The organism is Undibacterium sp. TC9W (assembly GCF_049339865.1).
Classification (GTDB): Bacteria; Pseudomonadota; Gammaproteobacteria; order Burkholderiales; family Burkholderiaceae_D; genus Undibacterium.
Map to the genome: position 1 here is coordinate 254139 of NZ_JBMPPJ010000008.1, position 13469 is coordinate 267607.

The 13469-nt window shown below is 53.0% G+C and carries 13 protein-coding genes; 10 read left to right on the forward strand and 3 right to left on the reverse strand.

What is annotated here, in order from left to right:
- Positions 1 to 19: 19 nt before the first annotated feature.
- Entirely contained in the window at positions 20 to 1222 is a 1203-nt protein-coding gene (locus ACO0LN_RS14235; RefSeq protein ID WP_422974806.1) for a DUF1501 domain-containing protein, read from the forward strand.
- On the opposite strand, the gene ACO0LN_RS14240 is transcribed toward ACO0LN_RS14235, so the two are convergent.
- Entirely contained in the window at positions 1194 to 3455 is a 2262-nt protein-coding gene (locus ACO0LN_RS14240; RefSeq protein ID WP_422974902.1) for an ATP-binding protein, read from the reverse strand. The two genes, ACO0LN_RS14235 and ACO0LN_RS14240, sit on opposite strands and share 29 nt — an antisense overlap.
- A gap of 472 nt (positions 3456 to 3927) precedes the next feature.
- Here ACO0LN_RS14240 and ACO0LN_RS14245 point away from each other — a divergent pair, with 472 nt between their 5' ends.
- Positions 3928 to 4188, forward strand: coding sequence for a DUF1161 domain-containing protein (locus tag ACO0LN_RS14245; protein WP_422974808.1), 261 nt, complete (start codon positions 3928 to 3930; stop codon positions 4186 to 4188).
- A gap of 92 nt (positions 4189 to 4280) precedes the next feature.
- On the opposite strand, the gene ACO0LN_RS14250 is transcribed toward ACO0LN_RS14245, so the two are convergent.
- On the reverse strand, positions 4281 to 4760 hold the full coding sequence (locus ACO0LN_RS14250; protein ID WP_422974810.1) for a GNAT family N-acetyltransferase: 480 nt from the start codon (positions 4758 to 4760) through the stop codon (positions 4281 to 4283).
- Positions 4761 to 4785: 25 nt separating this feature from the next.
- Positions 4786 to 5124, reverse strand: a complete 339-nt coding sequence (locus ACO0LN_RS14255) for a hypothetical protein (protein WP_422974812.1) — start codon at positions 5122 to 5124, stop codon at positions 4786 to 4788.
- Positions 5125 to 5440: 316 nt separating this feature from the next.
- On the opposite strand from ACO0LN_RS14255, the gene ACO0LN_RS14260 reads away from it, so the two are divergent.
- From ACO0LN_RS14260 to ACO0LN_RS14295, 8 genes are all read left to right on the forward strand, one after another.
- A complete protein-coding gene (locus tag ACO0LN_RS14260) occupies positions 5441 to 5944 on the forward strand; it encodes a hypothetical protein (RefSeq protein WP_422974814.1) in 504 nt (167 codons plus the stop codon).
- 135 nt (positions 5945 to 6079) lie between these two features.
- Positions 6080 to 6424 carry a DUF1840 domain-containing protein gene (locus ACO0LN_RS14265; RefSeq protein ID WP_422949292.1) on the forward strand — a complete coding sequence of 115 codons (345 nt, stop codon included), beginning with the start codon at positions 6080 to 6082 and terminating at the stop codon, positions 6422 to 6424.
- Between the two features lie 4 nt (positions 6425 to 6428).
- Entirely contained in the window at positions 6429 to 7313 is an 885-nt protein-coding gene (locus ACO0LN_RS14270) for a lysophospholipase (protein ID WP_422974816.1), read from the forward strand.
- Between the two features lie 217 nt (positions 7314 to 7530).
- Positions 7531 to 8997, forward strand: coding sequence for a 16S rRNA (cytosine(967)-C(5))-methyltransferase RsmB (rsmB, locus tag ACO0LN_RS14275; protein WP_422974818.1), 1467 nt, complete (start codon positions 7531 to 7533; stop codon positions 8995 to 8997).
- A gap of 56 nt (positions 8998 to 9053) precedes the next feature.
- Entirely contained in the window at positions 9054 to 9641 is a 588-nt protein-coding gene (locus ACO0LN_RS14280; protein ID WP_162057092.1) for a DUF4390 domain-containing protein, read from the forward strand.
- A complete protein-coding gene (locus ACO0LN_RS14285) occupies positions 9638 to 12061 on the forward strand; it encodes an ATP-binding protein (protein WP_422974820.1) in 2424 nt (807 codons plus the stop codon). Before ACO0LN_RS14280 ends, ACO0LN_RS14285 begins: the two co-directional genes overlap by 4 nt.
- Before the next feature lie 213 nt (positions 12062 to 12274).
- Positions 12275 to 12997 (forward strand): response regulator, encoded by a 723-nt coding sequence (locus ACO0LN_RS14290; RefSeq protein ID WP_162057090.1) that lies wholly within the window; start codon positions 12275 to 12277, stop codon positions 12995 to 12997.
- Between the two features lie 63 nt (positions 12998 to 13060).
- A complete protein-coding gene (locus ACO0LN_RS14295) occupies positions 13061 to 13456 on the forward strand; it encodes a GTPase (protein WP_422974822.1) in 396 nt (131 codons plus the stop codon).
- Positions 13457 to 13469 lie beyond the last annotated feature (13 nt).

Sequence of the window (13469 nt, forward strand, 5' to 3'; positions counted from 1 at the left end):
TTCTCACGGAGAAACAGACATGAAACGCCGAGACTTATTGAAAGCACTGGCCTTGCTGCCATCGACTGCCATGCTGGGCATATCCAGCCAGGTCATGGCTGCACCTGCCACACAAAACCGCCTGCTGCTGGTCTTTTTGCGCGGTGGCTATGATGCCAGTAACCTGCTGATACCGACATCGAGCAATTTTTATTATGAATCGCGACCCAATATCGCGATTGCCAGACCAGGTTCAACACCGGATGCAGCCCTCGCCCTGAATGCTGACTGGGGCCTGCACCCGGCCTTGCGCGAGACGATTTATACTATGTTCCAGCAGGGTGAAGCTGCCTTCATTCCGTTTGCCGGTACCGAGGACCTGACGCGCAGCCATTTTGAAACCCAGGACAGCATAGAAATGGGCCAGCCCTTGAATGGCAGCAGGAATTTCCATTCCGGCTTCATGAACCGGCTGGCCAAGGTGCTGGGCAATAATGGCAAGATGACCGCCATGTCCTTCACTGACCAGTTGCCACTGGCCATGCAGGGTAGCGCCCATATTGCCAATACGGCGCTGCGCAATGTCAGCAAGAATAATATTGATCAGCGCCAGCGCGACCTGATCCTGCAAATGTATGCCGACACCAGCCTCTCGCAGGCAGTCAGGGATGGTTTTGCCATGCGGGATGAAGTCGCCCGTGAAATGCAGGAAGAAATGAACAGCGCCAACCGCAATGCGATTTCGACCAAGGGTTTTGAGCTGGAAGCACAAAGAATAGCCAGACTCATGCGCGAAAAATATGCGCTAGGCTTTATTGATGTCGGTGGCTGGGATACCCATGTCAACCAGGGTGGTTCCAGCGGCACCCTGGCGGTCAAGTTTGAAGAACTGGGGCGTGGCCTGGCAGCTTATCGCAAGGAAATGGGCGACAACTGGCGCAATACCACGGTAGTGGTCATCAGTGAGTTTGGCCGTACCTTCCGTGAAAACGGCAAGCATGGTACCGACCATGGCCATGGCAGCGTATATTGGGTATTGGGCGGCGGCATCAAGGGTGGGCAGGTTGCTGGTGAACAGATTGCACTGGAAGCGGGCAAACTGTTCCAGAACCGTGATTACCCTGTGCTCAACGAATACCGTGCCGTGCTGGGCGGCTTGTTTGGCCGCATCTATGGCTTGAACGCAAACCAGCTTGATCAGGTATTTGCCGGTGTCAAGGCAAGGGATCTGGGTTTGGCGTAGGTAATTCCAGCCCGCCATTGCCTTCTGTATGCAGGGGCAGGTCTATATAAAAATGTGTGCCAGTATGCAAGACATCCTGGCCCTCGCCACCTGGCTGCACAGTGTCATGGGCGGCATCCTGCGCCATGTAATAGCCTATGTCGCCATGCATTTGCCGCATGATGGCCTGGGATATGGCCAGGCCAAGGCCGGTACCTCCCTTGGCGCGGGTGTCTGAAGAATCTGCCTGGGAGAATTTCTGGAACAGGCGGTCACGGAAATTCTCGGGTATGCCCGAACCCTGGTCTATCACCTCGATGCGGATCAGATTACCGTCCCTGGGCATGCTCAGTACCTGCACCACGGCCCCCTCAGGTGAATACTTGCAGGCATTCGACAAGAGATTCGCCATGACTTGCTGGAAACGCCCGGTATCCACCATCACCATGGCTTGTTCGAGTTGGCTACCGAGTATGATTTCGGTATTCATGCTGTGAGCAAAGGCCTGGTTATTACTAATGGCTGTCTGCAACAGGTTTTGCAGGGGCAGGCATTCAAAGACGAAGTCCATCTTGCCAGCTTCGATTTTCTGGATATCGAGCAAATCGTTGATGAGCCGCGTCAGGCTCTCGCTATTCTTGTGCGCCATACCCATCAGGGCAGAGATTTTGTCAGGCACCGCCCCCATGGCACCACCCATGATAAGACCCAGCGACCCGCGTATGGCTGTCAGCGGTGTGCGCAATTCATGGCTGACGGTGGAGATGAATTCGCTCTTCATGCGCTCCATCTTGCGGCGCTCGGAAATGTCTCTGACGATGACGATCAGCTTGCGTCTGCCCGCATGGTAATACTCGGTGATCGCCAGCTCTGCCGGGAACAGGCTGCCGTCCTTGCGCATGCGCTCGGCCTCGGTACGCAGGCAGCCGGTTTCCAGAAATTCGCGGCGGCTCATGGCCAAACCCAGCAAATCAGGCTGACCGGGTGGTGAAAAGAACTTGCCATTCTTGCCCACCACCTCGCTGGCCGGATGACCGTAGATCGCCACTGCAGCCGGGTTCAAGGCTTCTATCTTGCCGGTATCATCAATCATGATGATGCCGTCCGCCGCATTCTGGAAGATGGCTTGCAGGCGGTCAGATGAATCTTTGAGCGCAATTTGCTGTTCGGTCAGGTTTTTGAGTAAATGCGCCTGATTGCGGTTGATGACTTCAGCCTGTTGCTTGAGTTCTGTCGTCACGACCAGGTCCTGCTCGCGTCTTTCCAGCAAATTCACCAGTACGCTGAAGGCGGCGACGATAGCCAGGATGCCACTCATGGCGACGATGACGATGCCGGTACTGATTTTACGCCAGTCAGCCAGATATAAATCTTCATCAACAGAAAAATTGATGATCAGCGGATATTTTTCCAGTGACTGTATGGCCGCCATCCGTGTCACAGCTTTGCCACCTTCTGACATACGCGGGTTATTGGTGATCAGCACACCTGATTTCTTGTTTTTTTCATGCACCAGTTCATAGGTACTGCCGGTCAGGTTGCGCATGCCCATGACTTCGCCACGCTCTGGCCAACGTGCCAGATAGGTAAAGTCATTGCGCAGCAAGCCTATGGTGGCATGGCCATCGCCACTGAGTTTTTCATAAAACTGTGAATAGAAAGAAGGCGACATGCCAAGGATGACGACGCCAATGAATTCGCCATCACTGCCCGTCAGCCTGTGACTGAGGAAAAACATCCATTTGCCAGTCGTTTTGCTGCGTACCGAAGAGCTCAAAAAAGTACCCTGCACCGGATTATCGCGCTGGGCGATGAAGTAATCACGGTCTGCAAGGCTATAGGTAGGGGCAGGGAAATTGCGTGAGGTATTGATGACATTACCATCGACATCGAGCACGGAGATAACTTCTACAGCGGGCGACAATGCAGCTTTTTCACGCAGGAACTGGTGAAAATCATGGGTAGATAATTTGCCTGACAGATATTCAGCGCTTACACTCCAGCGATCCTGTATGCGCTCGGCGATGCTGTCGAGTGCGGTATAGGCAAAATCCATCTGCTGGCTGACAGTTTCTGCCAGCACGACACTGAAGGTTTCAGTCTGCTTTTCCCATTTGCCGATTTCCTGTATGCGCAACATCCAGATAGCAGTCGCTGCACCGACGATAATGGCCAGCACCAGACTGGCCGCCAGCGCAATGGCTAAACGGCTGGTAGGCAATCCCGCTGGCTTCAATTCATGTCGTCCGGTCACGCTCAAAGCTGATCCTTGTGCTCAAGTCTGGCAAGTTGATAGACCCGTAAGTTGATAGACCCGTATATTGCCTGAAGTGTTGGAGTTTTGATTTTCAAATAATACTGTAATGTAAATATATTCTATTCCAGCGCTCAACAGTGATTGATATGTTTTTATATCGACAAGAAATATACATAATCAAGGCAGTCTGGAACAAAGCGCAAGGTGCACGGCAAGTCGGCGGGATCGTGCCGAAACATGCGAGCCAGCATGGCTTAGTCCCAGTTGCTGAAATGCACTCTGCAACACCGTAACTTTAACAGTCAGCAACAAATTTGCAGACGATTTACCACGCTTTCTATGAAGAAACTATTTATTACTGTTAAAAATATCCGGGAAATGTTACGGTTTTAAGAGGATGCCCAGAGACGAAGCAAACGTGATTTGCCAGGGGGCGTACATAAAAAAACTTGGAAAGGGAGCGGGCAAAATGAGAAAAAGCGTTTGGATCAATGGTCTGGCCATCAGTTTATTGCTCAGCAGCGCACCAGCCTGGGCCGAAGTCACCTCCTGTGAAACGATCAAGGACAAGGTGGCGGCAAAGCTGGAAGGTAAAGGAGTCAACAACTACAGCCTGCAGGTAGTCTCCAAAGACACTGAAACCAAACACCGTGTGGTTGGTACTTGCGAAGGTGGCAAGAAGAAAATCATCTACAAGAAGGAAAAGGCTGGCAGCAAGGCCGAAGAATGAGCATTACACCTGTCTGATCAGGCTGACCAGACTGCCAAAGCGGATTTGCCCGGCCACCCTGGCTGGCAAAGCCGCTTTTTTCTTTTGCTGCCTTACAGCTCTCTGATCATGTAACAGGCTGGCCCGACATAAGTGTCCAGCTTTGCCTGTTGCTCTTCATTCAACTGAGTCTGCTCCATGAATCCCTGGTTTTTCCAGTAAGACCGGGTACTTTGTACAGACACAAGGCAGGCATATTGCCATCCTTGTACGCCAGCATATTCCAGCGCCGAGGCCAGCATGGCGCGCGCCAGCCCTTGCCCGGCCTGTTCAGGTGCAACTGCCATATCATGCAGGTAGAGCGCATTGGCTGGCTGGGCTGGCTGAAACTCTTGCCCCAGGGCAGAGATCCTCCCATGGCGTGAGGGATAGGCAGCGAGGTAAGCGACTACCTTATCCCCTTGCTCAACCACCCAGGCGCAAGCTGGTGCCGCCGCCAGGCGGCTGGCCAGTAATGCAGGAGCCTCCACCATGTCGGCTACATAAGCCTGGGCCTGTATATAATAGACAGCCGCCAGATCGGCTGGCTGCATGGTGCGTACCAACATCCTATGTTCTCTATTTTGATGCCTTGGCACTGGCTGAAGCGCTGCTTTCTTCGGCGTTGGGAGCTTCTGATTTCGCCAGTTCGGGTTTAACGACATCGATCTTGTTTTCCCGCATATAGTCGTTCATTTCCTTCCATCCGGCATATACGGCTGAACGGGCAGCATCAGGGTTCAGGGCATAACAGTCTTCTATGGCGCGGCCAGCATGGCGGCAAGCGCTGCCGGTGGCACGGGCATCTGATTCGCGCGCTGCGGCATCCCTGGCTGGATCGGGCAAACCCAGACGGTCGCAAGCAGTCAGCGATGTCAGCATCAGCAAAACAATCCCGGAGAACTTGAAAAATGACATCACGGCACCAAAAAATGAAATGAAAACATACCAGACCTGCCTTTGCAGAATGGTCTATACGCAGTTGTCGTGCGTAGTTGTCGTGCGCAGTTGTCATGCGCAGTTGTCATCATAACCCACTGTATACCTGCACAGAATGGCTTGTTGCAAAAGACAGAGAGGAAAACACCTGCCAATTTTACGGACGCTGTTCTCCGATGCAAAAACAGGCACGCTCTGTACAAAGGAATTATCATGTAGCACTTGAGACATGTTGTTGACGGCAAGAAAGCCACAAACATGAATGTCTTCCTGCAATCTTATCGATTTGATCTCCATGAAACCTGTACTCCGTTGTGCCCTGATGCTTGCCAGTCTGCTACTATTGAATGCCTGCAGCCCTAAATTTGACTGGCGCGATGCGCGTGGCAGCAATGCACCTTTTTCCATCCTGATGCCGGGCAAACCCCTGAGTGACAGTAAGGACATGCAGCTCGAAGGCATCAAAGTGAAAATGGATATGCTGGCCGGTGAAGTCGGCGGCATCAGTTTTGCCGTTGGCAGTACCAAAGCGGAGGATGCCGGCAAGGCAGGCCTGATCATGGAAGCCATGAAAAAAGGCATGATCAACAACATTCAGGGAACTCCGGAAACCACCAAAAGCCTGAGTGCAGACATGCTTCAAGTGCACGGTAAACTGCGTAATGGCCAGCCTGTCACGATGGTGGGGCGTTTTCTGGTACGTGGCCCCTGGGTATATCAAATTATCATGCTTGGCCAGGAAAAAGACATGAAACAGGATGTCATCGACACCTATATGACGTCTTTCAAATCCAACTGAAGCAACAATCTGAAACGACAAGCCGCTGATTTGGGATTATTATATAAGGACGCGCAGCCAGCCCAGTGCCGCTAGCGCACTGCAGGTGTTTGGCCGCATTATCTCCACATGTCCTAGAAAAAAAGGGAAACGCCCATGCTGATCACGTTTAAATCCAAAGCTGCTACAGAAATCACCATGTACAAGGAACATGCGCGTCGCATCCTGGAATTGTTGAATAAAGATGTAGATCGCGGCATCATCACGCCGCCTGAACTGCCACACGCCATACAAACCATAGAAGCTGCCGTTGCTGAAAGCAAGGCACATCCAATTTCTGAAGAAGTCAGCCGCGACGTCAATGCACACCATAATGAGAATGGTGATGACAATGACCATGAAGCGCCAGAAACAGTGAGCTTTGCCACCAGGGCCTTCCCTGTGCTTGAAATGCTGCACGCCGCCAACAAGATGCAGCGCGAAGTGATGTGGGGCGTGTAAAGCCATGACTTCCCACGTAGAAAATACCAGGGAATTTGAATTAAAGACCAGCGATGGCAAGGCCATCTTTGTACGTGACTGGCCACTGGCAGATGCGCCCATGGAGCAACCCCGGCAAGGGGTAATCATCATGCATGGCCTGGGCGAGCACTGTGGTCGCTATGCCCATGTTGCCAGATTCTTCAATGCCCTGGGTTTTGTCGTGCGGACTTATGATCACCGCGGCCATGGTCAGTCTGATGGTGGCAGCGGTGACGTACCAGACTCGATGTGCCTCTTGCGTGATGCCCAGATGGTTATCAGTGACTTTAGCCAGTCACTGGCTGGCCCGCCTATATTATTAGGTCATAGCATGGGCGGCCTGTTCGCTGCCCGCTATGCGCTGGAGCAATTAAGCCCCTTGCGCGCGCTGATTTTATCTTCCCCTGCGCTGGCGATACGCATGTCCAGCCTGCAACATGGCTTGCTGAAAGTAGCTTCCAGCCTGATCCCCGGCGTTGGCTTGCCAAATGGCTTGCAAACCCGCTATTTATCCCATGATGGCGAAGTGGTACTTGCCTATCAAAATGACGCCCTGGTGCATACCCGCGTGAGCGCACGCCTGCTGACCAGCATGTTGCAGGCCATGCATTATTGCCATGCCCATGCTGCGGAATTAAGCATCCCCCTACTGATGATGGTGGCCGGAGACGATCACCTGGTCGATCCTGCCGGTAGCAGGAGCTTTCTGGAAAAACTGGATGCATCCCGGTTCAGAGAGTATTTTTACGCCGGTTTCTATCACGAGATATTTAATGAGCTCGATGCCACCAGGGTATTCGACGACTTGCGCACCTGGCTGGAACTCCAGCAATTTACCCCTTTGGAACAGATACAAAAAGCCGCCTGAACGCAGTTTATCTGATGGTGAACATGGAATTGGAAACCAGCCAGGTATGGTTTCGCCCTGAAGAAAACAGATTAAGGCAGCAAGGCTGTTACACTAGCGCCCTTTCGCCATGATCCGACCTGCCAGTTTTATGGGCAGAATGTGCTGGCGGGCAAATTTATGTTAAATTGCCACAAAGGCAATTTATTGCAGTATTGCGAATCCATCCAATAAAAATATGCAAGATCAACCAAGAAAAACCCTGGGCCGACCAGCCAAACCTGCCCGCAGCACCAATGCAGCGAGTGGCAATGCGAATGGCAACACTGCACGCGCAGGTAGTACATCGCGCGACAGCAATAAGCCGCAGGTCGAATTTGAGACGGTAGAAGTCAAGGCAGACTCGCTGGCTTTCAGCCTGGTCGGTGCAGCACAGGCAGTGGCCTATGTGCTGGAAGGTACGGCGCTGCCTCAGGCATTGACGCGGGTATTTACGCAAACCAACCCCTTGCCGCAAGCCCGTGGAGCGATTCAGGATATTGCCTACCGCACCATGCGCCAGGTGGGCCGGGTTGATGCATTGCTGAAGATCATGACCAACAAGACGCCGGAACCGGCCTTGTTGTATAGCATGCTGTGTTGCGCCCTGACCTTACTGGTGGGCAATGAAGGTGATGAAGAAAAAGCATATGAAGAATTTGTGGTGGTGGATCAGGCAGTGAATGCCGCCACCTCCAGTCCGCACATGGTATTTGCCAAGGGCATGGTGAATGCCGTACTGCGCCGCTACCTGCGCGAAAAAGATGAATTACTGAAGCTGGTCATGAAGCAACCGGCAGCCGCATGGAATTACCCGCAATGGTGGGTTGATCAGTGCAAGGCAGCCTACCCGCAAGACTGGCAAGCAATTTTAAGCTGTGGCAACCATGCCCCGCCTTTGACTTTGCGGGTCAACCAGCGTGCCAGTACGGTCGCTGCTTATTTGGAATTGCTGGCCAGCCAGCAAATTGGTGCCAGCCAGATAGGCCCGTTTGCCGTACGCCTTGACCGTCCCATGCCGGTATTGAACATTCCTGGCTTTGAAGCTGGCGTGGTGTCCGTGCAGGATGCCGCAGCGCAACTGGCCGCTCCTTTGCTGGATGTGCAGTCAGGCATGCGGGTGCTCGACGCCTGTGCGGCCCCTGGTGGCAAGACTGGCCATTTGCTGGAACTGGCCGATATTGAACTGACCGCCGTCGATACCGACCCTGCTCGTATCCAGCGCATCCATGAAAACCTGGCGCGCCTGAAACTGTTTGCGACCATCAAGGAAGGCGATGCCACCCGTAATAACTGGTGGGATAGCCAGCCGTATGACCGCATCCTGGCTGACGTGCCCTGCACGGCCTCTGGCGTGGTCAGACGTCACCCTGACAGCCGCTGGCTGCGTCGCAAGACTGATGCTGCCCAGTTGGCGGCCCTGTCCGCCCGCATCCTTGACAATCTGTGGCGCATGCTGAAACCGGGCGGCAAGATGCTGATGGTCACCTGCTCAATCTGGCCACTGGAATCCGAAGCCCAGGCCGCCGCCTTTGTCACCCGCAACGGGGCTGAACGCCTGGATGCACCAGGCCAATTACTGCCCAGCATGGGCAATACGTCCGAAAGCAACAACGAACATGATGGTTTGTTCTATGCATTGTTTCAAAAACCACTGCAAAATTAACGAATGCCAACAAGTTCAAGCTATCATTAGCAGACTTTTGTTTCCGTATTGATTGCATGTTCAGACGTTTCGCTTCCCTGCTGCGCCAGTTTTCGCTGACTTTGATGTTGGCGCTGTTGGCAATGGCAGTGGTGCCTGCGGCCCAGGCTGCCGATGTGGAAGTCAAAACCGCCAGGATAGAAGCCAGTGACGAGGGTTACCGCCTGGCTGCCAGTTTCTCACTGGAACTCAGTGACAGCCTGCGCAAGGCTATCCGCGATGGTATCCCGGTATCGTTCACGACCGAGGTAGAGCTGACCCGTTCACGTTGGTACTGGGTGGATGAAAAGGTCGTGCGCAGCGAATACCTGGTCAGGATTGCCTATAATGAGTGGACGCAGCAATATACCGTCACCATTAATAATGGCTTGCAACAAAACTTCCCCTCTCTGGATACGGCACTGAACCTGGTGACACGCCCGAATCGCTGGCTGATCGCTGACAAATCCCTGCTCTCGGCTGGTGCCACCTACAATGTTGCCTTGCAATTGCGCATGGGCCTGAGCAAGATCCCCATGCATTTGCAGATACCCAGCTTCAACGACAGTCACTGGAGCCAGAAAACCGAGTGGAAGCGTTTTTCCTTCAAGGCTGAAGACAAGTGACAAGATTTTTGCGGTATGCACTGATTATCGGCGGTGCTCTGATGAGCATCCTGCTGTTTTTCCTGACCACCGTGCAGGAAAATTCTGCGCGTTTTGAGCGTTACTACGAATGGCTGCTGGACGCCAATGCCGTGGTTGCCCTGGCCTTGCTGGTGCTGGTGTTGACGCTGGTATTGCGCTTGTTCCGCCGTTTCCGAGCGAAGGAGTTTGGTTCCAAGCTGATGACCAGGCTGGTGGTCTTGTTTGCCCTCGTCGGTATTTTGCCGGGCAGTGTGATTTACCTGGTGTCGGTACAATTTGTCTCTCGCTCGATAGAATCCTGGTTTGACGTCAAGGTTGAGTCTGCGCTCGATTCTGGCAAGAACATGGGCCTGACTGCGCTTGACTTCTTGCTGGCAGACTTGCAATCCAAGGCCAATGACATGGCTTCAGAATTGTCTGATCCGTCTGAAAGCTCGATGTCCATCCACCTGTCGCGCCTGCGTGAACGCATGCAGGTACAGGAAGCCACTATCGTCAACAGCAAGGGCCGCCTGATCGCCTCTGCCAATGACAATGTCAGCAGCCTACTGCCTGAATTGCCCACGCCTGAAATGATCAGGCAAGTCAAGCTGTCGCGTTATTACGCTGCCAGGGATGAAAAGCTGATACAACCTGCGACGGATGATCCCACTGCCAGCTCAGCAAGTTCTGCAAGCGCGGCAAGTTCAGCCATGAGCGCAGAAACCCGTGGTGCGACCAGACCGGCGCTGGCGCCTGAACCTGCCCGCATCCTGCGCTCGCGCGTGGTGGTGCCACTGCGCATGACAACGGGCTGGATATCCCTGCAAAATGAAGCCCTGTACCTGCAGCTGATACAACCCGTACCAGCCAATCTGGCCATGCATGCCGAAGCGCTGAGCAATGCCTCACGCGAATATCAGGTGCGTTCGATAGGCAGGGTGAATCTGAAAAAGATGTACATCATCACCCTGACCCTGACGCTGTTGCTTGCGATAGTTGCGGCCATCACCAGCGCGTTTTTGATATCAGGTGAACTGGCCAGACCGCTGTTGCTGCTGGCAGAGGGTACCAAGGCCGTAACCGAGGGTAATTTCTCACCCCGCCCTATCGTCACCAGCACCGATGAGCTGGGCAGCCTGACCAAGTCTTTCAACACCATGACCAGGCAATTGTTTGACGCCCGTGCCACGGTGGAAAAGAACCGTAATGAGCTGGAAAATGCCAAAGCCTATCTGGAATCTGTGCTGGCGAATATGTCGGCCGGTGTGATGGTGCTGGACCAGAATGGCAATCTGGTGACTTGCAATGAATCAGTAGAACGTATCCTGCAACGCAGGCTGGAAAGCGAAATCAATAAGCCGCTAGCCGATATTGATGGCATGCAGGCCTTTGCCTTTGCCATTTCCAAGGCTTTTTCCGAGCAGCATGCACAGTCAGCCGCAGGTGGTGAAAATGAACGCGAGCAGCACTGGCAACAGCAAATTGAAGTGCCGCGTCCAAATAAAGGCAAGAAAGCTACATTGCCAGCAACACCGGCAGCACCTGGTGCGCCAGTTGAAGCAGTCGTCGCAGAAGACGAGCAAAGCATTACCCTGCTGGCCCGTGGCTCGCATTTACCGGTGGCATCGGGCAGTGGCTATGTTGTCGTATTCGATGACATCAGCAACATCATTTCTGCCCAGCGTTCCATCGCCTGGGGTGAAGTGGCGCGCCGCCTCGCACATGAAATCAAGAACCCGCTGACCCCTATACAATTGTCGGCAGAACGCCTGCAAATGAAATTACAGGACAAGCTCAGCGAAACCGATGTGCTGATACTCAACAAGAGCACGACCACCATCGTCAACCAGGTGACATCGATGAAACGCATGGTCGATGATTTCCGTGACTATGCGCGTACGCCGCCGGCTGTGCTCATGCCTTTGAATCTGGCTGGCCTGATTGATGAAGTGCTGCACCTGTATATCGCCGGCGATGGCAGGGACGCCATCAAACTGACCATGGCAGCAAATTTACCCAAGGTCATGGGTGACGCCACCCAGATGCGCCAGGTAATTCACAATCTTTTACAAAACGCCCAGGATGCGGTTGCAGACAATACCACTCCCGGTTTTGTAGCGCGTATTGATGTCATCACCGATGTAGTGCGCTACACTGGAACTGACCAGATAGCGCACTCTGCGGTACGCCTGTCAATTATCGATAACGGCCCCGGATTTTCCAGCAAAATCCTGGCACGGGCTTTTGAACCCTATGCCACTTCCAAACCACGCGGCACTGGTCTGGGGCTGGCAATGGTGAAGAAAATCATTGATGAACATGGCGGCAGGATCGATATTCAAAATCGCAGCGATACAAACGGTGCAAAAGTAGCGATTTTGCTGTTAAAGTTAGCACCGGATTCAAATACGGCATAAGTTCGCCGTACTTGTGGTAATAGTTGTGCAGTAGTTGTTCCGATATTCCCAAAAGAGGAATACGGCTAAAGAGCAGAAGGGGCACTTTGAAATTGTCATTCAACACAAGCACATCGTTTTCACCAGCCAGTCTGGAGCAAACCCTGTGCAGACTTGAACATCGAACGGTAAGAAGCACCCAAAAAAACATAGAGGCGGTAATAGGGTAGATTTATGGCAAATATATTGGTCGTAGATGATGAAATGGGTATCCGTGAATTGTTGTCTGAAATTCTCGGTGATGAAGGTCATGTGGTTCAACTTGCTGAAAATGCTCAGCAGGCGCGTCTTGCCAGACAGGAAGCCAGGCCGGATCTGGTCTTGCTCGATATCTGGATGCCGGACACGGATGGCGTTACCCTGTTAAAAGAATGGCAGCGTGACGGCTTGCTGACGATGCCAGTGATCATGATGTCAGGTCATGCCACGATAGATACAGCGGTTGAAGCAACACGGATAGGTGCCTTGAATTTTCTGGAAAAACCCATCGCCCTGCAAAAACTGTTGAAAGCAGTGCAGCAAGGCCTGACCCGCAGTACAGAGCCAGCCAAACCGGCAGCACCTGCCTTGCGCGTGATCAGCAATGATAATCCTGCCAGTGCGGGCATGTCCGGCAGCTTTGGCAGTGCCGCGCCAGCCTATGAAGCCAGGCATTTTTCTGCTGCCCAGCCTGTCGCAGCAGCACCAAATAATCAGTTCGCCAGCCTGTCATTTGACTTGCCACTGCGTGAAGCCAGGGATGCATTCGAGCGTATTTATTTTGAATACCACCTGAACCGCGAAGGCGGCAGCATGACCAGAGTGGCAGAAAAAACCGGCCTGGAACGCACACACCTGTATCGCAAACTCAAGCAACTTGGCGTTGAGTCCATGAAGTATGCGAAACGTGGTGAATAATATTGCAGCACAGCACGATATGAGTAGTGCGTGAGTAGAACGTGAGTACGGCGTGAGTGCAAATTGACAGCAGCAAAAGCGCGATTACATCTGATACACGGCGCAAGTTATACCGAAAGGGAGGCGGCAATTGCAGCCTCCCTTGCCCTTTTATCAGGCAATGGTACTGGCAATAACGCTGTCACTGACAAGAACATCGTCATCCTCGAAGGCTTGCCTGATGGGCAAGATATCCTGTACCCCACCGACCTATTGCACATCAGTCGCATTGCCCCTGGCTGTTTTTGCTGCATAGGCAATCTCAGCCTGCGCGTCACATTGAACCGCGCACTAAGGCAAAAACCAGCTAATATCTACTTAGGCATCGCCAATGATGCCCACCTGGATAAACTCCTGCTAACACTCCAGGACCCCACCTACACTAACTTGCTTGAGATCAATACTCACACTAGCTTGTGAACCAATGTTAAGT